This is a genomic window from Brevundimonas sp. LF-1 (genome assembly GCF_037055305.1).
Lineage (GTDB): Bacteria > Pseudomonadota > Alphaproteobacteria > Caulobacterales > Caulobacteraceae > Brevundimonas > Brevundimonas sanguinis.
This window is the reverse complement of the sequence record NZ_CP146349.1, coordinates 1018464-1040569: the sequence shown is the minus strand read 5'-3', so window position 1 is coordinate 1040569 and position 22106 is coordinate 1018464. Positions and strand designations below refer to the sequence as shown.

Genomic DNA, 22106 nt, shown 5'->3' with positions numbered 1-22106 from the left:
GCGACGCGCATGAAAAAAGGGCCGCTCGCCCCATGACGAACGGCCCTTACAGATTTCGGCCCTCTGACCTTACTGGCGCGCCATCTGGCTCGACAGGATCAGATCCAGCTGTTGGCGCACATGGGGGGTCAGTTCCTCGACGCCCCAGCCGTCATAGGCGGCGTAACGGAAGTTGGAGATGAAGGTGTCCCAGATCATGCGCGGCAACAGGGTCTGGTCGATGTCCTGGCGCAGTTCGCCTTCGCCGACAGCCGCCTGCAGCAGATCCTGGATCCACAGCACGAGCGGCCCGACGAAAGCGCGCGAACGTTGATCGGCGTCTTCCGGCTGGAACCAGGAGCGCGCGATCATCGCCTGCATCAGCGGCAGATGTCCCAGCGAGCGATGGTAACCGGCCGTCAGGGCGGCGGTCAGCCGATCGGTGACGCGGCCTTCAACGCCCGCAGCCCCGGTCCGCATGTCGTTCAGCAGGCCTTCCATTTCCTCGGAAAAGACCGTCTCGAACAGTTCCGCCTTGTCCTGGAAGTTGGCGAAAACCGCGCCGGTCGACATTCCGGCGCCCTTGGCGATGTCCCGAATCGTCGCGGCGTCATAGCCGCGCTCTGCGAACAGGGCCCGCGCCGCATCCAGCACCTTGAGGCGTGTGCGAACCTTCGCCGCCTGACGGCGATTCATCCGCGGAGGAGCGACATTTTCGACGGTTTCGGCAAGAGAGGGGGAGGGCACGCGCATAAACAGGTGGCTCTGGGCTTAAATGGGCGGCGCGCTCGCCAATCCGGACCGCGTCGTTCGACCCGGCCCGAACCTGAAGACGACGGGCGCCCCTGAAACTAAGGGCGAACTTTCATCACCGAACAATGACCAAAATGGGTCACATCTCGAAAAAACCTCTGCCGGACCCTTGCAGCGCAATCAAGAAGACTACGCAATTATACGAATACCCGCCGCACCATGTTACAATGACCGGCGCCTGCTCGGCGAAACTTTACTCTTACAGACCTCTATTGCAGCTTCGGCGCGTATCCGGCGGCCTCTAAGGCCCCCGCCTCCGCCCAGCCCTCGCCCTCTGGATGAATTTTTTAAGACAGGGGCCTGCGCTTCCGGCCTAGGGTTCGTACCTGACGCCGCGAGGCTGAAAACGAGGAAACCTTGATGAAGAAACTGCTTGTAGGCGTCGCCGCTGTCGCCCTTCTGGCGCCGGGCGCCGCCCTGGCGGGCGATGGTCACGACCATGCCTGCATCGACGACGTCTGCACCGTCTTCGAACTGTTCCAGACCCCGGCCGCCGAAGGCGGCGCTTCGGGCTGGCAGGGAACCGAGGCGCCGAAATACGGGACCTGGGGCTTCGACCTCAACGGTCGCGACACCTCGGTGAAGCCGGGCGACAGCTTCTTCCGCTACGCCAACGGCGCCGCCTTCGACAAGCTGACCATCCCGTCGGACCGCACCTCCTACGGCTCCTTCCCCTGCTGCGCGAACTGTCCGACAACCGGATGAAGGAACTGATTCACGATTTGGCGGGCCGCACGGATCTAGCGGCCGGATCCGACGAGCAGAAGATCGCCGACGCCTACCGCTCCTATATGGACGAGGCGCGCATCGAGGCGCTGGACGCCCAACCGCTGCAGCCCTTCCTGGCCGCCATCCGCGCCGCCGACACCCACGAGAAGATCGCCGCCTATATGGGCCAGACCCAGGGCCGCGTCGGATCGTCCTTCTTCGGCACCGGCATCACCATCGACCAGAAGAACCCGAACCGCTACGTCGTGGCCACCGGCCAGTCGGGCCTGGGGATGCCCAACCGCGATTACTATCTGGACGCCCGCTTCGCCGACAAGAAAGAGAAGTACCAGGCCTATATCGAGCGGATGCTGACCAACATCGGCTGGGACGACCCCGCCGGCTCGGCCGCCGCCATCATCGCCCTGGAAGACCAGATCGCCCAAGCGCACTGGACGCCGGTGGAAAGCCGCGACCGCGACAAGACCTATAATGAATACTCGATCCAGACCCTGGCCGCCGATGCGCCGGGCTTTGACTGGGCCGGCTATTTCAACGCCGCCGGCCTGGGCTCGATCGACCGCCTGATCGTGCGTCAGAACACGGCCATGCCCAAGATCGCCGCCGTCTTCGCCCAGACGCCGGTCGCCACCCTGCAGGCCTGGCAGGCCTTCCACACCACCGACGATGCGGCGGGCGCCCTGTCCAAGCGCTTCTCCGACGCCCAGTGGGAGTTCCGTTCGCGCGACCTGTCGGGCCAGCCCGAACAGCGCAGCCGCGAGAAGCGCGCCATCAGCTTCGCCGAAGGCGCCCTGGGCGAGGCGGCGGGTCGTCTGTACGTCGCCGAATACTTCCCGGCCGAATCCAAGGCCAAGATGGAAGAGCTGGTCGCCAACCTGCGCACCGCCCTGTCGCACCGCATCGACAACCTGACCTGGATGGGCGCCGAGACCAAGGCGGCGGCGCAGGAGAAGCTGCAGAAATTCACCGTCAAGATCGGCTACCCGAACAAGTGGCGCGATTATTCGGGCTTGGAGATCAAGGCCGACGACCTGTTCGGCAACAGCCAGCGCATGGGCCAGTTCCAGTGGAACTATCGCCTGTCGCGCCTGGACCAGCCGGTCGACAAGGACGAGTGGGGCATGACCCCGCAGACGGTGAACGCCTATTACAACTCGGCCAATAACGAGATCGTCTTCCCGGCCGCCATCCTGCAGCCGCCCTTCTTCGATCCGGACGCGGACCCGGCCGTCAACTACGGCGGCATCGGCGGCGTGATCGGCCACGAGATCGGCCACGGCTTCGACGACCAGGGCTCCAAGTCCGACGGGGACGGCGTGCTGCGCAACTGGTGGACCGAAGAGGACAAGGCCAATTTCAAGGCCCTGACCGCGCGCCTGGGCGCCCAGTATGACGAGTTCGAGCCCCTGCCCGGCTTCCACGTCAACGGCGGCCTGACGATGGGCGAGAACATCGGGGACGCCGCCGGCACGGCGGTGGGTCTGGAGGCCTATCACCTGTCGCTGAAGGGCCAGCCGGCGCCGGTGATCGACGGCGTGACGGGCGACCAGCGCTTCTTCTACGGCTGGGCTCAGGTCTGGCAATCGAAGTACCGCGAGGACGCGCTGAAGAACCAGATCGCCACCGATCCGCACAGCCCGGCCGAGTTCCGCGTGATCGGCCCCGTGCGCAATATCGACGCCTGGTACGAAGCCTTCGGCGTCAAGCCCGGCGACAAATACTACCTGGCCCCGGAAGATCGCGTCCGCATCTGGTAAGGACGCCGCCTGCTGAATGAAGAGGGCCGGAGCCGCAACGCTCCGGCCCTTTTTCATGGCCGCCGCGCCGAAGCGCGCGCTCTCAAACACTCTTCGATAATTGTCGAGCTTCAGGCATGAAAAAGCCCGCTGCGGGGGATACATCGCAGCGGGCCTTCACGCTCTCTCAGGAGCGGACGTTTCCTCCCCGAAACGCCTTCAAGATGTCGCTGCGGCTCGCCGCTGCGCCTCTTGAGTGAGACCAAATGACGCCATTGGCCGGGGTGCGTCAACCAAGCGAGCGCCGAAAGCCTGCGCTTTTATGACTAAACGTTGATAAGTCACGACGTCGTCATGGATATTATCGAAGGTCATTCGATAATGGAGCGCACCACGGCCACCAGTTGATCGCGCGCCACCGTCTGCTGTCCGGGACGCTCGGCCTTCCAGGCGTCGTTGTCCGCGATGGCGGCGGCGCGGGCGCGTCCGGCGTCCAGATCCTTGATCGTCACCTGACCGGCGGCGATCTCGTCCCCGCCCAGGATGACGGCCGCCGGGGCCCCGCGACGGTCGGCGTATTTCATCTGCGCCTTCATACCCGCCCGGCCCAGATAGAGTTCGGCGGCGATGCCCGCCGCGCGCAGCTCCGACACGGCGTCCAGATAGTGCTGCATGTCGTCCTCGGAGAAGACGATGGCCACCACCGGCCCGCGCGTCGCGTCCTCGGCGCCGCGTCCGGCCGCCCGCAGGGCCGAGGCCAGACGCGACACGCCGAAGGAGAAGCCCGTCGCCGGCGTCGACTGACCGGTGAACCTCGACACCAGGTCGTCATAGCGCCCGCCGCCGCCGATCGAGCCGAAGCGCACGGCCCTGCCCTTCTCGTCCTTGGTGTCGAGCAGCAGCTCGGCCTCGAACACCGCGCCGGTGTAGTATTCCAGCCCGCGCACAATGGTCGGGTCGAACCGCACGTCGTCTTGCGCCACGCCCATGGCGGTCAGGGCGCGGTCGATGGCGGCCAGTTCCTTCAGCGCCTCTTCGCCAGCGGCGCCCAAGGCGGCGCCGGACACGGCGTCCAGCACGCCCGCGCGGCTGAGCCCCGGCGTCTCGGCCGAGGCCAGGAAGGCTTCGATCGCGCCGATAACTGAGGCGGGCAGGTTCGCCCCTTGGTGTAGTCGCCCGACTCGTCGAGACGCCCCTCGCCCAGCAACAGGCGCACGCCCTCGACGCCCAGGCGGTCGTATTTGTCCACGGCGCGCAGGGCCGTCAGCCGCTGCACCGGATCGGCGATTCCGCCCGCGTCGAACAGGCCGTCGAACAGCTTGCGGTTGGAGACGCGGATCACCGCCTGCCCGGCCGCCAGGCCCGCCGCGCGCAGGCCCTCGCAGCCCATGGCGATGATTTCGGCGTCGGCCTCGGGCCGATCCGAGCCGACGGTGTCGGCGTCGCACTGCCAGAACTCGCGGAAGCGGCCGGGCCCCGGCTTCTCATTGCGCCACACCGGCCCATAGGCGTAACGGCGGAACGGCTTGGGCAGGGTCTCCCAGGTCTGCGCGGCGAAGCGGGCCAGCGGCGCGGTGTGGTCGTAACGCAGGGCCACCCACTGATCGTCGTCGTCCTGGAGGGCGAAGACGCCCTCGTTCGGACGGTCGGCGTCGGGCAGGAACTTGCCCAGCGCATCGGCGTATTCGAACGCCGGGGTCTCCAGCGCCTCGAAGCCCCAGCGCTCATAGACCTCGGACACGCGCGCGACGATGCGGCGCTCGGCGGTCAGGTCGCGGCCGCGACGGTCGGCGAACCCGCGCGGGGCGCGAGCTTCGGGGCGGTTGGAGGCTTCGTCGGTCATGAGGCGGCGATTAAGCCATCAGATACGCCGCCGCAACTGACAGTCCGCCCGGAGCCGCCCCATCCGCCCTCAGGCCGTGCGGCGCAGCGGCAGATCGCGCCCATAGCTCAGGCGCCGCCACAGCCATTCGAACGGCCCCATGGTGAACTTCGACAGCCACAGCGGCGACCAGATCAGCTGCAGCGCCCAGACGCCGACGACGATGGCCCACTGCATCGGATAGTCGACCTGGCCGAACAGGCGCGGCCCCCACGGCATGTAGAAGATCGTCGCCATGATCAGGGTCTGAGTCAGATAGTTGGTGAAGGCCATCCGCCCCACCGGGGCCAGAGCCTTGCGCAGCCAGCCCACCCCGCGCGTCGTCGCCAGGATCAGCGCCGACGCATAGCCCAGGGTGATGATCAGCGGATACGAACCGACCGCCATCGCCCAGCCGCCGGTCGCCTCGACCTCGGCCCCCGCCTGAATCTCCATCCACTCCAACCCGGCCAGCAGAGCCAGGACGACAGCCCCGCCGGCCATCAGCGAAACATAGACGCGCATGGACATCCGGCCGTGGAAGAAGCCCGCCTTGAACAGGCCCAGCCCCAGCATCATCAGCGGCACAGTCGAAAACACATACATGAGCAGGTTCATCCCCTGGGCGATGGCCCAGGTCTTCAGGTTCTCCAGCGCGGCGCCGGCCCAGCCGCTTTGATAGGCCGCGATGGAGGCGGCGACCGTCCCGTCCGAAGCCTCGCTGCTCATCGCCTCGGGGAAGTTCGCCATAAGCAACATCAGACCGGCCTGAAGGGTCCCCAGGACCACCGTGACCCCCGCCCCGATCCAGATCAGCCGTCCGGCGGGCATCGACCGCATGGTCATCACGAACAGGCCGGACCAGGCATAAAGAAGCAGGATGTCGCCGTACCAGAAGGCCGCGCCGTGGATCAGGCCGAACAGGGCCAGAAACAGCAGGCGGCGACGCAGAACGCGCTCCTTCGCCTCATCGCCCCGCTCGCCGCCGACCAGGAAGATCGAGACGCCGAACAGCATGGAGAACAGGGTGACGAACTTCTGCTGAAAGAAGACGGCGATGATCCATTGCGCCACGCCCGAAGCGTTCGCCTCGGCCGGAAAGGGCGACGGGCTGCTGCTCATCTCGATCGCCAACATCGGCAGGGCGAAGGCCGCCGCGTTGACCGCCAGAATCCCCAGAACCGCCGCCCCGCGCAGCACGTCCAGCGTGACGATTCGGTGGGCCGCCGCCACCGGCGTCGGCGGCGCCGCCGCGACCTGATCCCTCATGCTCGCCCCTGTCCTTTGCGTGAAGACTGGAGGCTTAGGCGGGACCAACGCGACAGTTCACGTTAAATCCCCGTAACGTCCCGCTCTTGCAGCACGCCCATGCGGTTCTTGACCACGGGCGCCGGGACAAAGCCCAGCCAGGCGACGCACAGGCCGCCCCACAGCGCATAGCTGACGCCCACCATGACGGCCAAAGGCAGTCCCGCGACGCCATAGATCAACAGCGCCGTCTCGATCGCCCCCAGGCCTTGAACCAGGCTCTGCGACGCGGCGCCCGCCAGGGTCGCCATGATCACAGCCATGGTCGCCTGCATCGCCGCCGCCAGCAGGCCGCCGAACACGGTGAAGCGGCCGATCACCCCCAGCCGCGTCGAGGGACGGCCCGTCCTGGCGTGGCTGTTCAGCAGCAGCCACAGCCCGACCGGCGCCGCGATCAGTCCGACCGCCAGCAACACCAGCCGCCAGTCCGTGTCCACGCCCGACCACCAGTTCTCGGGCGGCCAGATGAACAGGGTCAGGATCACCGGAGGCCAGGCCGCCGCCGCCAGGGCGGCCGGGATCAGGGCGCCCGCGCCGCGCCGCGGCGCCACGCGCTTCAGACCCGGCAGGGAGGGAAAAGCGCCGGCCATCAGCGGGTCGGGACCGGCGTCTCGCCGGAATAGTCGTAGAAGCCGCGCCCGCTCTTCTTGCCCAGCCAGCCGGCCTCGACATATTTCACCAGCAGCGGACAGGGCCGATATTTGCTGTCGGCCAGGCCTTCATACAGCACGTTCATGATGGCCAGGGCCACGTCCAGCCCCATGAAGTCCGCCAGCTCCAGCGGCCCCATCGGGTGGTTGGCGCCCAGTTTCAGCGCCTTGTCGATCGAGGCGACGTCGCCGACGCCCTCGTACAGCACATAGACCGCCTCGTTCATCATCGGCACCAGGATGCGGTTGACGATGAAGGCCGGGAAGTCCTCGGACTCGGTCGTGATCTTGCCCAGGCTCTCGGCGAAGCCTACCGCCGTCTCGAAGGTCGAGGCCGAGGTGGCGATGCCGCGCACCAGTTCGACCAGTTTCATCGTCGGCGCCGGCTTCATGAAGTGCAGGCCGATGAAACGCTCGGGCCGATCCGTCACCGAGGCCAGGCGGGTGATGGAGATCGAGGAGGTATTGGACGCCAGCAGCGTATCCGGACCCAGCAGCGGCGTCAGCTCGGTGAAGACGCCCTTCTTGACCGCCTCTTCCTCGGACGCGGCCTCGATCACCAGATCCGCCCTGGCCGCCTCGACCAGGGTCGCCACGGCGGTGATGCGCTGAAGCGCCGCCTGGGCCTCCGTCTCGGTCGACAGGCCGCGCGAGGCGCGACGCGCCAGGCTGGCCGCGATCTCGCCCAGCGCCAGGGTCACCCGATCCGACGCAATGTCGTACAGCTTCACCTCATAGCCGCCGGCGGCCACCACCTGAGCGATGCCCGAACCCATTTGCCCGGCGCCGATGACGGCGACTGTCCTGATGGTAGTCATGAATTACGCACTGTATACGGTCCGCCAGTAACCTATCGTCGGCACCTTAGGAGCCCGCTCGCGCCGCGCAAGGGCGGAAATGGGCGCCGGCCGCCGAATCCCCGTTCCCGTGGCCCCGGTTCAACGACGTCCCCGCCTCAACCTCAGCCTCAGCCCAGCGACATGATCAGCATCGGCGCGACGGTCCGGTTGAACAACACGCTCAGGAACTGCAGCGCCAGCAGGGCGATGATCGGCGTGATGTCGATGCCGCCCAGCGGCGGCACCACACGCTGGATCGGCCCCAGGATCGGGCGGGTCACCGTGTCCAGCACATAGGCGATCTGACCCACGAAACGGTTACGCGGATTGACCACGTCGAAGGCGAACAGCCAGCTCAGGATCGCCGAGGCGATGATGCACCAGATCATCAAGGTGACGACGGCGTTCACCAGCCAGACAAGGGCGAAACCCATGAGAAACTCCTGCTACGTTCCCGCCGCTTCTAGCGGCCCGGCCGCCGATCGCCAAGGATTCGTGCGCGGCCCGTTGACACGCCCCCGTTGTCCCTTCTATTTCCCGCCCCTGCCTGTCGGTCGGGGCCGTAGCTCAGTTGGTAGAGCGCGTCGTTCGCAATGACGAGGTCAGGGGTTCGACTCCTCGGCTCCACCAGGGCTCCGTCCTGCCAAGTGGCGGGAAGCCCAGGCAGATACAGCCAACAGCCTAAGCGGTGTGCCGGCCCGCCTTAGCAGCAGTGGTTCGCTAAGCAGGCGGCGGCAACCTAGGAGAAAACGAAGCGTTCCCTGTGCCCACAGGATACGCCATGACTTTCACCCAGCTCGACCCGCCGCTGCCGATCCACGTTCAGGACAAGGGGGCCGGCTATGCCTTCGCCGTCATCGATTATGGCCAGGAGCACAATCTGATTTGGGTCACCGCCATCAATGACAGCGGCGAGATATGGTGCGCGCCCAACCCCAAGGTGCGGATGATGGCCAACTGGACCATGGGACGCCGTAAACCCGAAACCGCCGCCTCGGACAAATGCGCACCGGGCGGCCAGGGTTAGTTTTCGCGATAGAAGTTGCAGTACCAGTCGACGAAGCGGGCGACGCCTTCTTCCACCGGCGTCGAGGGCGCGTAGTCGAGGGCGGCCAGGGTGTCGGTCACGTCCGCCTCGGTGTCGGCCACGTCGCCGTCCTGCATGGGCATCAGGTTCAGCTTGGCTTTGCGGCCCAGCTTGGTCTCCAGCACCTCGATATAGCGCATCAGCGGCACCGGACGGCCCGCGCCCAGGTTCAGGATGCGCCAGGGAGCGACGCCGCTGGTCGCCGAATTGGGTGCAGTCGCATCCCATGTCGGGTCGATGGCGGCGGGACAGTCGAGCGCGGCGATCACGCCAGTGACGATGTCGTCGACATAGGTGAAGTCGCGGCTCATCCGCCCCTCGCCGTACACGTCGATCGGCTCGTCGTTCAGGATCGCTCGGGTGATTTGAACAGGGCCATATCCGGCCGGCCCCACGGTCCGTAAACGGTGAAGAAGCGCAAGCCCGTCGCCGGAAAGCCGAACAGGTGGGCGTAGGAATGGGCCATCGCTTCATTCGCCAGCTTGGTCGCCGCATAGACGGTCAGCGGATGATCCGCCGGCTGGCGCACTGAGAAGGGCAGAGCGCGATTGGCGCCGAACACCGAACTGGTCGAGGCGAAGACCAGATGGGCCGCCCCGACCGCGCGGCAGCCCTCGAGGATGCTGAGGAAGCCCACGACGTTGGAATCGACATAGGTCTCGGGCGCTTCCAGGCTGTAGCGGACGCCCGCCTGGGCGGCGAGATGCACCACCCGGCGCGGCTGGTGCTCGGCGAACAGGGCGGCGACGCCGTCACGGTCCGCCAGGTCCAGCGTATGGTGGCGATAGGCGGGATGGGCCTGAAGCTGGGCCAGGCGAGCCTGCTTCAGCGCCGGATCATAATAGGCGTTGAGGTTGTCCAGGCCGATAACGGTCTCGCCCCGCTCCAGCAGGCGCCGGGCGGTGTGGAAGCCGATGAAGCCGGCGGAGCCGGTGACGAGGACGGGATCGCTCATGATCGGCTGCGATAAACGGTCGCGCGGTCGGACGCCAGCGTCCGCACGCTAGGGCAGCGCCTCGGCCACAGCGGGCGCCGGTGCCAGAAGTCGCGCCGAAACATTCAGTCCGACACCTGCGATCAGGCAGGCCGCCGCCGCCAACAGCACCAGGCGCGCCGCCTTCGCGCCCGGCGCCAGGGGCCGGGCGAACAGCAGGACCAGCAGGGCGACCACGGCCAAGGCCCCCGGCAGGTCCATCCCGACGCCCAGGAAGACGAAGTGGCCGATCGCCAGCAGCCAGGCGCCGCCCAGCACGGTCGCCACGGAGACGGGTAGAAGGCCGAGCGGCCGCGTCAGGTCAGGGTCGATCAAGGCCGCCAGAGCCGCCGCCGTCGCGGCCAGCAACACCGGCCAGACGAATAGCAGGGCCGCTTCAGGCGCTGCGCCCTGCAAGGCGCAACCAAAGGCGAAGATCAGGGCGATCAGGCCCAACCAACCGCCCCACGCCGACCGCTCGGCCCGTCCCGGCCACAGCGACAGGATGACGGCGACGGCGCCCGCGCCGAACATGATTGATCGAGTTTTTTCGTCGAAGTCGCCTATCAATAAGACCAGAGCCGTCAGGACAGCGATGGTTGCGGCCACCACGCGCGGCCGCGTCCGACGCGCGCCGCTCAGCAGAACAAGCGCCAGGGCGAGCGCCGCCAGCGCCGCTCCCGCCTCCATCCACGGCAGGCGGCGCAGCAGGGTGTAATAGACGTCGGGCGAGGCGGGGCGGCTCGACATCGGTCCGGCCAGCAGGCGCGTCGCCTGCAGCAGGATGACGCCGCCGGTCAGGAACCACAGCCCGTCCAGCGCGCCCAGACCGACCTGCTTCGCCGTCAGCCCTGCGCCACGCCGCGCGCGCCAGGCGGCGAAACCGCCCAAGGCCGCCGCCAGAGCCAGCAAGGCCCAGCCCGTCGTCTGCTTATGCGCGATCACCCAGCGGCCGAAGATGTCGGCATAGACCAGGTTCTCGCCCCGGCCCGGCAGGCTGGGCGCGCGCAGCAAGGCGTCGGCCGCCTCCAACGCCTGAGAGCCAAGGTGCTGCACCGCGCCCTGATCCAGATTGTCGGGCGTGGCGTTTGCGGCGTGATACTGATCCGGGCGGCCGATGAAGGCCAGGTTCAGGCCGCCGATCCCCCGGTCCTTGGGCACGGTGAAGTCGGTGCCGTTGGGCATCCGCTCATACATGAAGGCGGCGATGGAGGTGGCGGTGGTCCCGCCGTCGGCCTTGGCCGCCGCGCGGCGGAACAGCTGGACCGTCGGCCCGGCCTCGCGCCCGGTCTCGAACATGGCGGCGCGGCCGCCGCCGCCGCGCGCCTCAAGGTTGACCACCGCCCCGATGCGGTCGCGCAAGGGATGGCCGCCGAAGAAGACCCGCGCTCCGTCCAGACCCAGTTCCTCCGCATCGGTCAACAGGACGACCAGGTCGCGCTCGGCCGGGCCGCGCGCCTGGAGCGCCCGCACCGCCTCCAGAATGGCGGCCACCCCGGCGGAATCGTCGGCCGCGCCGGGCGAGCCGACCACGGTGTCGTAATGAGCCATCAGCATGACGGCGGGCTGACTGCGGTCTTTTCCGGGCAGGACGCCGACCAGATTGATCGCCTGATTGTTCGCCGCGCCTGGGTCGCCGCCCGCACGCGCCAGCCGCTTGACCGAGGCGGGCGACAACGGCCCCGCCTGCTCGCTGACCTCCAGTCCCAGCTGCGTCAGCCGTGCGCTCAGATAGGCGCGGACCCGCGCGTGCTCGGGCGACCCGACCGGGTGCGGGGCGCGGGCGATCTGCTCGACGTCGATCATCGCCCGCGCGGCCGAGAAGGCGACGGCGGGCGCGTCCGCCGGTCGGGGCGTCGGCGCCTGGGTGGTCCACACCGCCAGCAAGAAGGCGAGCGTCAGCGATCCGAACAGCAGGGCCAGCCGCATGAGAGATCCTCCCCGATCCGAGCGGCAGTAGGACCAAGCGAACGTCGGATGGCAAGAGGGCGGCGACAGGTCGCCCCGTCGCCGCCCCCGATGCGATCCGCCTTGGCGGCTTAGAAGCGCTTGGACAGCTCCACGCCGTACATGCGCGGCTCGTTGACGAAGGCCGTCAGGTTGTTGAAGTCGATGGCGCCGATGACATTGGCCTCGTCCGTGATGTTGCGGACATAGGCGGCGGCTTCCAGGCCGCGGTTCAGGTCGCGCCAGCCCGCGCGCAGGCCGCCTTCGAAGTTGGTGTCCTGACGGAACTCGACCGCCTCATAAAGGAAGAGGTTGAAGTCCTTCTGCATCACCCAGTCGGTCGAGGCGAACAGCTCCTGATCGTCGCCGATCGGGCGGACGTAGGACAGGGTCAGATTGGCCGAATATTCCGGCGCCTGCGGGAAGGGGTTGCCGTCGATGCTGGCGCGGTCGCTCGTTCCGACCTTCACGATCGGGTCGGTGATGGTGCACAGGTGGTTGCCGCAGATGGCGACCAACAGGTCCTTGTCCTTGATCTCGGTGTGGTTCCAGGCCACGCCGCCGGCCAGGGTGAAGCCCGCGCCCAGATAGACGTCGCCGTCGATCTCCAAGCCGTAGCCCTGGCCCTTGTCGGCGTTGATCAGGCGGTTGGAATTGTCGATGCCGCCGATGGCGGTGAACTGCATGTCCTTGACGTCATACACATAGGCCGTGGCGTTCAGGCGGGCGCGGCCGTCCCACAGTCGGGCCTTGAAGCCGGTCTCATAGGACATGACGGTTTCCGAATCCGCCGTGGTCAGAACCGGCAGGTTGCGGCCCTGGATCGACGGCCCGCGATAGCCGCTGGCCACCCGGGCGAACAGGTTCAGGCTGTCATTGACCTCATACAGGGCGCTGACGTCCCAGCTGACCTGCTCGTCGCCGACCGAGACCTGGCCTTGCGCATTGGCGGGCGTGCCGACCAGGATGCGGCCGTGATAGTCGCGGCTGTCGTCGGTGTAACGCAGGCCGCCGGTCAGCTTCAGGGCCTCGGTGACCTGATAGTTGGCCTGACCGAAGACCGACCAGGAGTCCGACTTCTGCACGATGTCGGTGACCTTGGTCGGCATGATGCCGCCGACGCCGTCGAACGTGCCCGAGACCAGGTTGATGCGCTCGTCCCAATAGAAGGCGCCGACCTGCCAGCCCAGACGGCCCGCCCCGTTCGAGGACAGGCGCAGTTCATAGGTGTTCTGCAGCAGGTCGCTGGACAGGGTGCCCGACTCGACCGGGAACGGGGTCTTGTAACCCGCGCCCGCCGCAGCGCCGGCCGAGACGCCGCCGTCGATATCGCCGTCGCCCTGGGACCAGCCCTGGAAGGAGCCGACCACGCCGGTCAGGGTCGCCGGGCCGAAATCATAGGCGACCTGCAACGCCTGGGAGGTGGTCTGCTGCTTCTGGAAGTTGTTGCGGCCGCCGTCATACCAGACCGTCTCGCGGTCGAAGTTGTCGTTCAGCTTGTTCGAGCCCTTGGTCAGGACGTTGGCGCGGTTCATCGTGCCGGTGCCCACATAGTCGCGCGCCTGCAGCGTCAGCAGGGTCGACAGGCGGTCGGTCGGGGTCCAGGCGACGTGGATGCGGCCCGCCACATCATCGAAATTGCCCAGATCCTTGCCGTCCTTCTTGGCGAAGGGGGCGTCATAGGCGTTGTTGATATAGTCGTCGCGGTGGTTCCAAAGGGCGGCGACGCGGACCGACAGCGTATCCGACGCCGGCAGGGTCACAGCCGCCTCGGCCCGGGTCGAACCATAGTTGCCGTAGGTGATCGAGCCGAAGCCGGTGAAGTCATCGCCCGGCTTAACAGTGTCGATCTTGATCACGCCCGCCGGGGTGTTGCGGCCGAACAGGGTGCCCTGCGGCCCGCGCAGCACTTCCAGCTGCTTCACGTCGAACAGGGGGAAGCCCTTCAGATAGACGCTTTCCAGAACCAGTTCGTCCATCACCATCGACACCGGCTGAGACGCCGTGAAGTCGAAGTCCACATTGCCCAGACCCCGGATGTAGAAGCGCGGGGCGTAGCGGCCGTTGGAGCTTTCGACCTGCAGGCTGGGCACCCGGCCCGACAGCTGCAGGATGTCGCCGCCGCCGGCGTTCACGGCGTTCAGCGTCTCGGTGTTCATCGCGGTGACGGCGAAGGGCACGTCGCGGATGCTTTCGCTGCGGCGCTGGGCGGTGACGACGATGTCGCCGACCGCGGCGGCCTGCTCGGCCTGAGCGTCGGACGATTGGGCCAAAGCCGGCGTGGAAAGCAGCAGAGCCAAGCCGCTGGCGGAGGCGGCGAGAACCGAGAGACGCGTCATCGAGATATCCCCTTCTTGATGATCTTGGGCGGGTTAATTCGCCGCAGCCCCTAGGCCCGAAGCCGAGCTGTTTCCAGCCCAGAAGCCCCGCCCCGCATGAACCTTTCGCGACAGGGACACAGGCCAAGGGAAACCGGCGTTCAATTCCTTCCCGACCCGGTTGCGACATTGAGCCCCGCGGCAGGACATGCAAAGCAGATCGGCTGCGCCCGACCCTTGCTGAACGCCGCAGGAGACGCTCATGCCCCCCGTCGCCCCCTCCCGCCGACGTTTCCTCGCAAGCGTCGCCGCCCTGCCCCTGATCGGCGCAACGCCCGCGTTCGCTGGCGATCAGTCCGCCCCGGATGTCGGCCGCGCGCGCGCCCGGGTTGTGGCCCGAGTGTTGGCCATGTCCGACCTGCATTCGGCCTATGAGCGCAGCGCCCAGGTTCTGGCCGCCCTGCGCGCCGAAGTCCGCCGCCAGTCGGTTCCGCACCTGATCGCCCTGGACGGCGACATCTTCGAGCACGGCAACGTCGTCTCGGTGCGGTCCCAAGGCGCGATCGACTGGGCGTTTCTGGCCGCCTTGCCATCCATCGCGCCCACGGTGGTCAATCTGGGCAACCACGACAATGATCTGACGCCGGACTTGCACGCCGTGGTCGCCCGGATGCAGGGCCTGGGGATCAGCGTCATCAGCAACATCATCGACGCGCGCACCGGTCAGCCCTACGCCCGGGCGGCGACCGAGATCGCCTTGGGCCAGCGGCGCCTGCGCATCATCGGCTTCGGCACGAATTCGCTGAACACCTATCCCAAGGACAGCCGCGACTGGCTGTCGATCCCCGATCCGACCGACTGGGCGCGCGCCCACCTGCCGCCGCTTCTGGACGGCGCCGACCTGACGCTGGTGATGAGCCACGCCGGGGTGGCGGGCGACCGGGGGATGCTGTCCGCCCTGCCCGACGGCGCCCTGATGATCGGCGGACACAACCACCTGCTGTTTCAGGAGCCGCTGGGCCGCGGCCTCTACGCCCACACCGGATCGTGGAACAACGCCTATACGGCGGCCGATTATCTCAGCGATGGAAGCGTGCGGGCCCAGTCGCGCAGCGTCGCCCTGGACGGTCCCGCCGACCCGGCTCTGGCCGCCCTGATCCGCGCGACGCTGGCGCAGCATCTGAGCGCGCAGGAACGCGCCGTCCTGGGGAGCAGTCCCGCCGCCCTGTCGCTGGGCGACACCGGCCGCGCCGTGGCCGCCGCCTTCGCCCGCTTCGCCGGAGCCCAGGCGGGCTTTATCGGCCATACGACTCTAGGAACGGGCCTGCCCGCCGGGCCGATCAGCCGCTACGCCTTCGACGCCGTGGTGCGGTTCGACGGCAAGCTGATGGCCGCCGAGGTTCCGGCCGCGCGTCTCAGCGAACTGACCGCCCTGGCCAATCAGGACCGCGTCATGCCGTTCGCGCGACGCACCGGCGACTTTGTCTATGGCGCGGTCCAGGGCGACGAGAAGCGCGATACGATCCGCATCGTCACCACCGACTGGTGCGCCCTGAACCAGCAGGAGTATTTCGGCGTGGCCGATCTGGATTTCACCGAGGTCCCCGGCCCCGGCGTCAAGGCCGTCGCGGCGCAGGGCCTGCTGCAGGCCTGAGCGTCATTCCTGAACGTCAGGCCGCCCGGCGATAGGCTGAGGGCGACTTCACATAGAGGCCGCGCCGTCCCGCCACGGGCCTGAAGGCGACGCTATCGCCGTCGGGGCGCTCGTCCGCGCCCAGGAACAGGCAACCGTCATCGACCAGCCCCCGCTCCAGCCCGTCCAGCAGACGCGGCCGGCGCTCCGGCGTCATGTCGCCGAGCACGTGGCGGCAGAAGATGATGTCGAACCGCCCTTCGTCAGCCGGCGCGTCCAGCAGATTGGCGCGTTTGAAGGTGACGGCTGCGCGCAGTTCCGGCCGCGCCCGCCAGTGATCGTCCACCTGTTCGAACCAGCGCAGCATGGTCCGCGCCGACAACCCCCGCTGGATCTCGAAGGAGCTGTAGAGGCCCGACAGGGCCTTCTCGATCGCCTGACGCGACAGGTCGGTGGCCAGCACCTCGACCCGCGCCCCGGCCTCAAGGGCGGCGATGGCCAGCGAATAGGCTTCCTGACCCGATCCGGCGCCCGCCGACCAGATCCGCACCGGCCCGCCGCGCGCCGCCGTCAGGGCGGGCAGCAACTCGCGCTCCAGCACCTCGAACGCCGCCCGGTCGCGCCGGAACCAGGTCTCGGCGTTCAGCAGGGCTTCGATCACCCCCAGCCGAGCGACGCCACCGGGCGGCTCCACAGGCTGGCCAGCATGGCCTCGACGTTGTGATAGCCTTCACGACGCGCGACCGGTCCCAACCGATGCTCGGCCAGCTGCATCCGCTCTCGCGACAGGCGGTATCCCGCGCGCGAGGCCAGCAGAGCTTGAAGGCGGTCGAAATCCTCCGGCGTCATGACGGCGTCTGAATCGCTCCCACTTCGGCGAGCTTGGACTGCAGGATGTCGCCGTCGAACGGCTTCATAACATATTCGTCCGCCCCGGCGGACAAAGCTTCGGCGATGCGGTCGGCGCGCGTCTCGACCGAACAGAACAGCACCTTGGGCTCCCGCCCGTCCGGAAGGGCGCGCAGACGGCCCAGAAAGGTCATCCCGTCCATGATCGGCATCTGCCAGTCCAGCAGCACGACGTCCGGCATGGCGCCGACGCAGGCCTCCAGCGCCTCGGCGCCGTCAGCCGCCTCCTGCACCTCGAAAGCGAGGTCTTCGAGGATGCGCCGGGCCACCTTGCGGATGATCCGGCTGTCATCGACGATCAGACAGGTCTTGGCGTCCACGGGACTCATTCTCGCAAAAAGCGAATAACGACGATATTCACGCCAGAATGGTCTGACGCCGGTTAACGGAAAGTTGGCCTAGTCCGCCAGAGGCAGGCGGGCGATCAGGGCGACGCGGCCGTCCTCGACCGTCGTCTCCAGCCGCCCCCGGCGTCGCAGGCCGTCAGCCACAGCCAATAGGGCTGAATCCACTGCCCGGCGAGACCCTCCGTCAGACGCTCGCCCTTCAGCCCGGTCAGGGCCTCGGCCTTGAGCCGCGCCCGTGCGCCCTCGGCCGAACCGATCAGGATCAGCTGCCCGCCTTCGCGACGCACGGCGACCGTGGCTGCTCCGCCCATCGGCAGGGCGCCGACCGTCAGATAGGCCAGGTTCAGCAGGGCGCGCGCCTGAAGCTTGGTGAAGACCTCCTCGCCGACGCGCCAGTCCAGCGTCGCCCGCCCGCCGTCGGTCAGGCCCGTCAGCAGACTGTGCAGCTCCGCGCCCGAAAACTGTTCGCTGGAGGTCGCCGCCCCAAAGGCCACGCGGGCGAAATGGACCAGCGCCACCATCTTGGCCGCGCTCTGGCGAATCAGCCCCAGGGCGTCGTCGCGCATGTCCTGGGCGCTGGGGTCGTCCAGAAGGTCCAGACCCGACATGACCGCGCCCGCCGGGCTGATGAAGTCATGGCACAGCTTGGCCGCGATGAAGGCGGCCAGCTCCGCCCCATCGACAGGCAGGCTGGCGACGGGCAGGTCGGCGAGGGAGGGCGATGAAGTCAGGTCGGACACGGCGTTCGGCGGCAAGGTTTGCAAATGGTTAAGGCCAAGGTGGCCTGATTTGCCGGTTCTTGAAACCGGCCGCATGGGTTATCGGGTGCGGCATGACTGTCCCCGCCTCCCCTCCGCCTTCGCCGAACTTGAAGACGATCTCGTCTCGGGACGGCTGACCGACGCCCTGGCCGACATCGCCGAAGAGGCGGCCCAGCTGATCCTGCCCTACTGGCGCGCCGGGACGACGGCCGAGATCAAGGCCGACGACAGCCCCGTCACCGCTGCCGACCGCGCCGCCGAGGCGCTGATCCTGCAACGTCTGACCGCCCGCTGGCCCCAGGTTCAGGCCGTCGCCGAAGAGGCCGCCGCCGCCGACGGCCTGCCCCCTCGGTCGGCCAGTGGTTCTGGCTGATCGACCCGCTGGACGGCACCAAAGGCTTCATCCAGGGACGCGAAAGCTACACCGTCAACATCGCCCTGGTGCGCGGCGACGCCGTGGTCGCCGGCGTGGTGACGGCGCCGGCTCTTGCCCTGACCTGGCGCTCGGTGGCGCCGGGCGAAGGCGCCCAACGCCGCGCGTTTGGCGAGGCCTGGAAACCGGCGCGCGTGCGCGAGCGCCCTCTGGACGCCACCGCCTTGGTCAGCCACAGCATCAGCGACGAAGACGCCGAACGCCTGGCCGGCCGCAACGGCTGCCGGCTGTGGCAAGGCATGGATTCCTCGCTGAAGTTCTGCATGATCGCCGAGGGCCGCTACGACGCCTATCCTCGCACCGGCCCGACCTGCGAATGGGATACGGCTGCGGGCCAGGCGGTGTTGGAAGCCGCCGGCGGCCGCGTCGTGGCGGAGGACGGCCGCCCACTGGCCTACGGCAAGCCGGGCTTTCTGAACGGCCCCTTCTCGGCCATCGGCGCCTGAAAGGGCGGCGTCAGACCAAGGCGTCGACGCGCGCCATCTCGATCTGGGCCGACAGACCGGCGGGCAGGTCGCGCTCCGGCGTCGCCGCCAGCGTTTCCAGCTCCGCCCGGTCGCGCGGCCGGATCAGGACGCTCGACACGCCCGGGTCGGTCAGGGCGTAGGCCAGGCAGATAGCCTCGGCGGTCCAGCCCCGGGTCTGATGCAGGAAGGCGAAGGAGCCGCGCTGCGTCTCCTCGACCGGCGCCCGCCCGCCCAGGCCGAACAGGCCGCGCTTCTTGGGGGCCCCGGCCTCGGCCGCCTTTCGTTCGGTCGACAGGCTGTCGGGGAAATAGCCGTAGACGAACAGGCTCATCTGCCGCTCCAGCGCGGCCCGCATCCGGGCGCGCACCCGCCATTCGATATTGGCGTGGAACGGGGTGAACAGGGCGTCGAAGGCGCCGGTCGAGACATAGAGGTCGCTCACCGCCTCATCGCTCGACACGCCGAGCATCCGCACATGCCCCGCCTTGCGGATCGCCTTCAGCGCGGTGAGGGCGGCTTGCGGCAGCTCATTCTCGCCGGGGCGGTCCAGCACGGCCAGATCGAACCAGCCCAGCCCAGAGGCGTGCAGTCCCTGCTCGATCTCACGCCCCAGGCTAATCGGCGAGAAATCACGCCCGACGCCCAGGCTCACGCTGGCGATGACCAGACGGCGCTCGACATGGCCCAGCGCCTCGCCCGCCGCCCGCAGCAGCGCCGGATCGGCGCTGTCGAAATGGTAGGCGTTGATGCCCGCCTCCAGCGCCGCGAAGATCATCTGGCGCACATGCGCCCCGCCGCGCGCCGCCGCTTCCGCCCCCAGGCACAGGGTCAGATTGGAGACAGCCGCCCCCGAGACGCCGAAGGGGCGATAGCGCATGGGTCAGCCCGCCTCGGCCGGGGCGGAGGTCTCCAGCGCCAGAGCGTGCAGTTCGCCGCCCATCTTGCCCTTCAACGCCGCATAGACGAGCTGGTGCTGGCGCACCCGGTTCAGACCGCGAAACGCCTCGGACACGATGCGGGCGCGATAGTGGTCGCCGTCGCCGGCCAGATCCTCGATGGCGATGTCCGCGTCGGGGAAGGCCTCGGTCAAATGGGCGCGAAGATCGTCGGCGGACATGGGCATGGGAAAAGCACTCCGGAAGGCGACGGGGCGGCGAACCGGCCCGAGAATGTAAAGCTTACCCGGCCCCGCCGGTCCTGTCAGCCGCCCCTCCGACCGCCTCGGTCGGCCCGCCTTTGACCCGCTCGAACAGGGTGACGACCGAGCCCTTGTAGTCGGCATGGCCATAGGGGCGGTAGCCGACCCGTTCCGCCAGACGGATGGAGGCGGCGTTGTCGGGGGAGATCATGCAGACGGTGCGCGGCTCAGCCCTGTGCTCGTCCGTCCAGGCCAGCGCCGCCTGCAAGGCCTCGCGCGCCATGCTGCGCCCCTGAAAGGCCGGCGCCACGCCCCAGCCGAGCTCCGGCGCATCGAACGGCGGCGTCATGTCGCGACGATAGTCCAGCACGCCGACGCTGCCGACATAGCGCCCGTCGCCGTCTCGCGGATCGACCAGTTGCCATAGCCCTTGACCTGCCAGTGGCCGACATCGCGCAGCAGGCGGAACCAGACCTCCTCCTCCGACAGGCCGCGCCCCATGATATGGCGGGTGAAATCGGCGTCGGCCCACAGGGCGGTCAGATCGTCCATGTCGCCCACGGCGACCGGCGTCAGCGTCAAACGCTCAGTCGAAAGCACAGTCACATCAGTCCCAGTTGCTTGAAGCTGGCCACGCCTTCGCGGCCGACGATCAGATGGTCATGCACGGTGACGCTGAGGGCGCGCGCCGCTTCGATCACCTGTTTGGTCATGTCGATGTCCGCCCGGCTGGGCGTCGGATCGCCCGAGGGTGGTTGTGCACGATGATCATGGCGCTGGCCGACAGCTCCAGCGCGCGGCGCACCACCTCGCGCGGATAGACGGGGGCGTGGTCGACCGTGCCCCGGTTCTGGATTTCGTCGAGGATCAGCTGGTTCTTCTTGTCGAGGTAAAGGACGCGGAACTGCTCGCGCGGTTCATGCTGCAGCGACAGGCGCACATAGGCCAGCAGCGCCGTCCACGACGAGATGACGGTGCGCCGGTTCGCCTCCTCCTTGGCCACCCGGCGCGAGACTTCATGCAGGGCGGCCAGGTCCAGCGCCGTCTCGGCGCCCACCCCTTGGCCCGACCGCGCGAATCCTCGGCCTTGACCGTCATCAGATCCTCGACCGAGGCCGCCAGCACCGCCGCCAGCGATCCGAACCGGGTCAGCAGGGCCTTGGCCACCGGCTTGACGTCGCCCTGCGGCTGGCTGCGGAACAGGAACAGCTCCAGCAGCTCATAGTCGGGCAGATGATGCAGGCCCGCGGTGCGCGCGCTCGCGCAGCCGCTCGCGATGACCGGCGTGGTGCGGCTTGGCCTTTGGTTGTTGTTTCGGCGGTTGATCGAGCATCAGCCTCCCCGAGGGGAGACTAGCTCAGAATTTCGGGCGGAACAGGCCCTTGGGCGAGGCGGTGAAGATTTCCAGGCCGTCCTCGGTCACGCCGATCGAGTGTTCGCACTGCGACGACAGCGATTTGTCGCGGGTCACGGCGGTCCAGCCGTCCGACAGCACCTTTACCGCAGGCTTGCCCAATCACCATCGGCTCGACGGTGAAGAACATGCCCGGCTTCAGCACCGCGCCCTCGCCGCGACGGCCGTAGTGCAGGACGTTGGGGCTGTCGTGGAAGACCCGGCCGATGCCGTGGCCGCAGAAGTCGCGCACCACGCTCATGCGCTGGGCCTCGACGAATTTCTGGATGGCGAACCCGATGTCGCCGAAGGTGTTGCCCGGCTTGATCTGGGCCAGGCCAAGATCCAGCGAGTCATAGGTGACGTCGATCAGCCGCTTGGCGCGGGCGTTGATCTCGCCGACCGCATACATGCGGCTCGAATCGCCATGCCAACCGTCGACGATGACGGTGTGGTCGATGTTGACGATGTCGCCTTCCTTCAGGACCTTGTCGCCGGGAATGCCGTGGCAGACGACGTGGTTGATCGAGGTGCAGACCGTCTTGGTGTAGCCCTTGTAGCCGAGGCAGGCGGGCGTGCCGCCGTTGTCCAGGGTGAACTCGCGCACCAGATCGTCCAGCTCGCCCGTGGTCACGCCCGGCTTCACATGCTCGCCGATCATGTCCAGCGCCTCGGCGACCAGACGGCCGGCCTTGCGCATGCCCTCGAACCCTTCCGCGTCATAGATGCGGATTTCGTGGCTGCGGACGAAGACGTCGGTTTCCAGGTCGGGGGTCTCGTACATG

The 22106-nt window shown here is 67.9% G+C and carries 19 protein-coding genes, 1 tRNA gene and 5 pseudogenes; 6 read left to right on the top strand and 19 right to left on the bottom strand.

The window, feature by feature from the left end; translation table 11 throughout:
- Nucleotides 1–69: 69 nt before the first annotated feature.
- Nucleotides 70–675: a TetR/AcrR family transcriptional regulator gene (locus V8F63_RS05540; protein ID WP_051582050.1), complete on the bottom strand. Its 606-nt coding sequence runs from the start codon at nt 673–675 to the stop codon at nt 70–72.
- Nucleotides 676–1152: 477 nt separating this feature from the next.
- On the opposite strand from V8F63_RS05540, the pseudogene V8F63_RS05535 reads away from it, so the two are divergent.
- Nucleotides 1153–3278: pseudogene (locus V8F63_RS05535) on the top strand (M13-type metalloendopeptidase).
- Nucleotides 3279–3628: 350 nt separating this feature from the next.
- Here V8F63_RS05535 and hisS read toward each other — a convergent pair.
- The 5 genes and pseudogenes from hisS to V8F63_RS05510 all read right to left on the bottom strand — a co-directional run bounded on the left by hisS (nt 3629) and on the right by V8F63_RS05510 (nt 8349).
- Nucleotides 3629–5100 (bottom strand): annotated as a pseudogene (gene hisS, locus V8F63_RS05530) (histidine--tRNA ligase).
- Nucleotides 5101–5169: 69 nt separating this feature from the next.
- Nucleotides 5170–6387 carry a DUF418 domain-containing protein gene (locus tag V8F63_RS05525; protein WP_392354737.1) on the bottom strand — a complete coding sequence of 406 codons (1218 nt, stop codon included), beginning with the start codon at nt 6385–6387 and terminating at the stop codon, nt 5170–5172.
- A gap of 62 nt (nt 6388–6449) precedes the next feature.
- Entirely contained in the window at nt 6450–7016 is a 567-nt protein-coding gene (locus tag V8F63_RS05520) for a hypothetical protein (RefSeq protein ID WP_134582063.1), read from the bottom strand.
- Nucleotides 7016–7894: a 3-hydroxybutyryl-CoA dehydrogenase gene (locus V8F63_RS05515; RefSeq protein ID WP_392354736.1), complete on the bottom strand. Its 879-nt coding sequence runs from the start codon at nt 7892–7894 to the stop codon at nt 7016–7018. Before V8F63_RS05515 ends, V8F63_RS05520 begins: the two co-directional genes overlap by 1 nt.
- Before the next feature lie 149 nt (nt 7895–8043).
- The gene (locus tag V8F63_RS05510) at nt 8044–8349 is read right to left on the bottom strand and encodes a YggT family protein (protein ID WP_025976553.1); all 306 of its coding nucleotides are present in this window, start codon (nt 8347–8349) and stop codon (nt 8044–8046) included.
- 122 nt (nt 8350–8471) lie between these two features.
- Between V8F63_RS05510 and V8F63_RS05505 the strand changes: the two genes are divergently transcribed.
- Both V8F63_RS05505 and V8F63_RS05500 read left to right on the top strand, forming a co-directional pair.
- Nucleotides 8472–8545, top strand: a tRNA-Ala gene (locus V8F63_RS05505).
- A gap of 151 nt (nt 8546–8696) precedes the next feature.
- On the top strand, nt 8697–8942 hold the full coding sequence (locus V8F63_RS05500; RefSeq protein WP_025976552.1) for a hypothetical protein: 246 nt from the start codon (nt 8697–8699) through the stop codon (nt 8940–8942).
- Here V8F63_RS05500 and V8F63_RS05495 read toward each other — a convergent pair.
- From V8F63_RS05495 to V8F63_RS05480, 4 genes are all read right to left on the bottom strand, one after another.
- Complete coding sequence (locus V8F63_RS05495; protein ID WP_392354735.1) at nt 8939–9313, bottom strand: hypothetical protein; 375 nt, start codon at nt 9311–9313, stop codon at nt 8939–8941. The genes V8F63_RS05500 and V8F63_RS05495 overlap by 4 nt on opposite strands.
- Nucleotides 9314–9348: 35 nt before the next feature.
- Nucleotides 9349–9957 carry an SDR family NAD(P)-dependent oxidoreductase gene (locus tag V8F63_RS05490; RefSeq protein ID WP_392354734.1) on the bottom strand — a complete coding sequence of 203 codons (609 nt, stop codon included), beginning with the start codon at nt 9955–9957 and terminating at the stop codon, nt 9349–9351.
- 48 nt (nt 9958–10005) lie between these two features.
- Nucleotides 10006–11904, bottom strand: a complete 1899-nt coding sequence (locus tag V8F63_RS05485) for a M20/M25/M40 family metallo-hydrolase (RefSeq protein ID WP_392354733.1) — start codon at nt 11902–11904, stop codon at nt 10006–10008.
- Nucleotides 11905–12014: 110 nt separating this feature from the next.
- Nucleotides 12015–14261 carry a TonB-dependent receptor gene (locus V8F63_RS05480; RefSeq protein ID WP_392354732.1) on the bottom strand — a complete coding sequence of 749 codons (2247 nt, stop codon included), beginning with the start codon at nt 14259–14261 and terminating at the stop codon, nt 12015–12017.
- Nucleotides 14262–14502: 241 nt separating this feature from the next.
- On the opposite strand from V8F63_RS05480, the gene V8F63_RS05475 reads away from it, so the two are divergent.
- A complete protein-coding gene (locus tag V8F63_RS05475; protein ID WP_392354731.1) occupies nt 14503–15894 on the top strand; it encodes a metallophosphoesterase in 1392 nt (463 codons plus the stop codon).
- A gap of 16 nt (nt 15895–15910) precedes the next feature.
- On the opposite strand, the gene V8F63_RS05470 is transcribed toward V8F63_RS05475, so the two are convergent.
- From V8F63_RS05470 to V8F63_RS05455, 4 genes are all read right to left on the bottom strand, one after another.
- A complete protein-coding gene (locus V8F63_RS05470) occupies nt 15911–16567 on the bottom strand; it encodes a protein-glutamate O-methyltransferase CheR (RefSeq protein WP_392354730.1) in 657 nt (218 codons plus the stop codon).
- On the bottom strand, nt 16531–16722 hold the full coding sequence (locus V8F63_RS05465) for a hypothetical protein (RefSeq protein ID WP_392354729.1): 192 nt from the start codon (nt 16720–16722) through the stop codon (nt 16531–16533). Before V8F63_RS05465 ends, V8F63_RS05470 begins: the two co-directional genes overlap by 37 nt.
- Nucleotides 16719–17111, bottom strand: coding sequence for a response regulator (locus tag V8F63_RS05460; protein WP_029972356.1), 393 nt, complete (start codon nt 17109–17111; stop codon nt 16719–16721). The genes V8F63_RS05465 and V8F63_RS05460 overlap by 4 nt, the downstream gene beginning before the upstream one ends.
- 95 nt (nt 17112–17206) lie before the next feature.
- The gene (locus V8F63_RS05455) at nt 17207–17893 is read right to left on the bottom strand and encodes a histidine phosphotransferase family protein (RefSeq protein ID WP_392354728.1); all 687 of its coding nucleotides are present in this window, start codon (nt 17891–17893) and stop codon (nt 17207–17209) included.
- A gap of 25 nt (nt 17894–17918) precedes the next feature.
- Here V8F63_RS05455 and V8F63_RS05450 point away from each other — a divergent pair, with 25 nt between their 5' ends.
- Both V8F63_RS05450 and V8F63_RS05445 read left to right on the top strand, forming a co-directional pair.
- Nucleotides 17919–18263, top strand: coding sequence for an inositol monophosphatase family protein (locus tag V8F63_RS05450; protein WP_392354727.1), 345 nt, complete (start codon nt 17919–17921; stop codon nt 18261–18263).
- On the top strand, nt 18182–18769 hold the full coding sequence (locus tag V8F63_RS05445; RefSeq protein ID WP_392355042.1) for a 3'(2'),5'-bisphosphate nucleotidase CysQ: 588 nt from the start codon (nt 18182–18184) through the stop codon (nt 18767–18769). The genes V8F63_RS05450 and V8F63_RS05445 overlap by 82 nt, the downstream gene beginning before the upstream one ends.
- Nucleotides 18770–18779: 10 nt before the next feature.
- Here the strand turns inward: V8F63_RS05445 and V8F63_RS05440 are convergent, their stop codons facing one another.
- The 5 genes and pseudogenes from V8F63_RS05440 to map all read right to left on the bottom strand — a co-directional run bounded on the left by V8F63_RS05440 (nt 18780) and on the right by map (nt 22105).
- Nucleotides 18780–19667: an aldo/keto reductase gene (locus tag V8F63_RS05440; RefSeq protein WP_392354726.1), complete on the bottom strand. Its 888-nt coding sequence runs from the start codon at nt 19665–19667 to the stop codon at nt 18780–18782.
- A 3-nt stretch (nt 19668–19670) separates the two neighbouring features.
- Entirely contained in the window at nt 19671–19913 is a 243-nt protein-coding gene (locus V8F63_RS05435) for a BolA family protein (protein WP_024354238.1), read from the bottom strand.
- Between the two features lie 55 nt (nt 19914–19968).
- Nucleotides 19969–20480 (bottom strand): annotated as a pseudogene (locus tag V8F63_RS05430) (GNAT family protein).
- A gap of 50 nt (nt 20481–20530) precedes the next feature.
- Nucleotides 20531–20868 (bottom strand): annotated as a pseudogene (gene radC, locus V8F63_RS05425) (DNA repair protein RadC).
- 417 nt (nt 20869–21285) lie between these two features.
- Nucleotides 21286–22105: pseudogene (gene map / locus V8F63_RS05420) on the bottom strand (type I methionyl aminopeptidase).
- Between the last annotated feature and the right edge of the window lies 1 nt (nt 22106).

Excerpts from the sequence above, each read along its gene's own strand:
- V8F63_RS05540 (WP_051582050.1), bottom strand. The coding sequence starts at position 675 with ATGAATCGCCGTCAGGCGGCGAAGGTTCGCACACGCCTCAAGGTGCTG.
- V8F63_RS05525 (WP_392354737.1), bottom strand. The coding sequence starts at position 6,387 with ATGAGGGATCAGGTCGCGGCGGCGCCGCCGACGCCGGTGGCGGCGGCC.
- V8F63_RS05520 (WP_134582063.1), bottom strand. The coding sequence starts at position 7,016 with ATGGCCGGCGCTTTTCCCTCCCTGCCGGGTCTGAAGCGCGTGGCGCCG.
- V8F63_RS05515 (WP_392354736.1), bottom strand. The coding sequence starts at position 7,894 with ATGACTACCATCAGGACAGTCGCCGTCATCGGCGCCGGGCAAATGGGT.
- V8F63_RS05510 (WP_025976553.1), bottom strand. The coding sequence starts at position 8,349 with ATGGGTTTCGCCCTTGTCTGGCTGGTGAACGCCGTCGTCACCTTGATG.
- V8F63_RS05500 (WP_025976552.1), top strand. The coding sequence starts at position 8,697 with ATGACTTTCACCCAGCTCGACCCGCCGCTGCCGATCCACGTTCAGGAC.
- V8F63_RS05495 (WP_392354735.1), bottom strand. The coding sequence starts at position 9,313 with ATGAGCCGCGACTTCACCTATGTCGACGACATCGTCACTGGCGTGATC.
- V8F63_RS05490 (WP_392354734.1), bottom strand. The coding sequence starts at position 9,957 with ATGAGCGATCCCGTCCTCGTCACCGGCTCCGCCGGCTTCATCGGCTTC.
- V8F63_RS05485 (WP_392354733.1), bottom strand. The coding sequence starts at position 11,904 with ATGCGGCTGGCCCTGCTGTTCGGATCGCTGACGCTCGCCTTCTTGCTG.
- V8F63_RS05480 (WP_392354732.1), bottom strand. The coding sequence starts at position 14,261 with ATGACGCGTCTCTCGGTTCTCGCCGCCTCCGCCAGCGGCTTGGCTCTG.
- V8F63_RS05475 (WP_392354731.1), top strand. The coding sequence starts at position 14,503 with ATGCCCCCCGTCGCCCCCTCCCGCCGACGTTTCCTCGCAAGCGTCGCC.
- V8F63_RS05465 (WP_392354729.1), bottom strand. The coding sequence starts at position 16,722 with ATGACGCCGGAGGATTTCGACCGCCTTCAAGCTCTGCTGGCCTCGCGC.
- V8F63_RS05460 (WP_029972356.1), bottom strand. The coding sequence starts at position 17,111 with ATGAGTCCCGTGGACGCCAAGACCTGTCTGATCGTCGATGACAGCCGG.
- V8F63_RS05440 (WP_392354726.1), bottom strand. The coding sequence starts at position 19,667 with ATGCGCTATCGCCCCTTCGGCGTCTCGGGGGCGGCTGTCTCCAATCTG.
- V8F63_RS05435 (WP_024354238.1), bottom strand. The coding sequence starts at position 19,913 with ATGCCCATGTCCGCCGACGATCTTCGCGCCCATTTGACCGAGGCCTTC.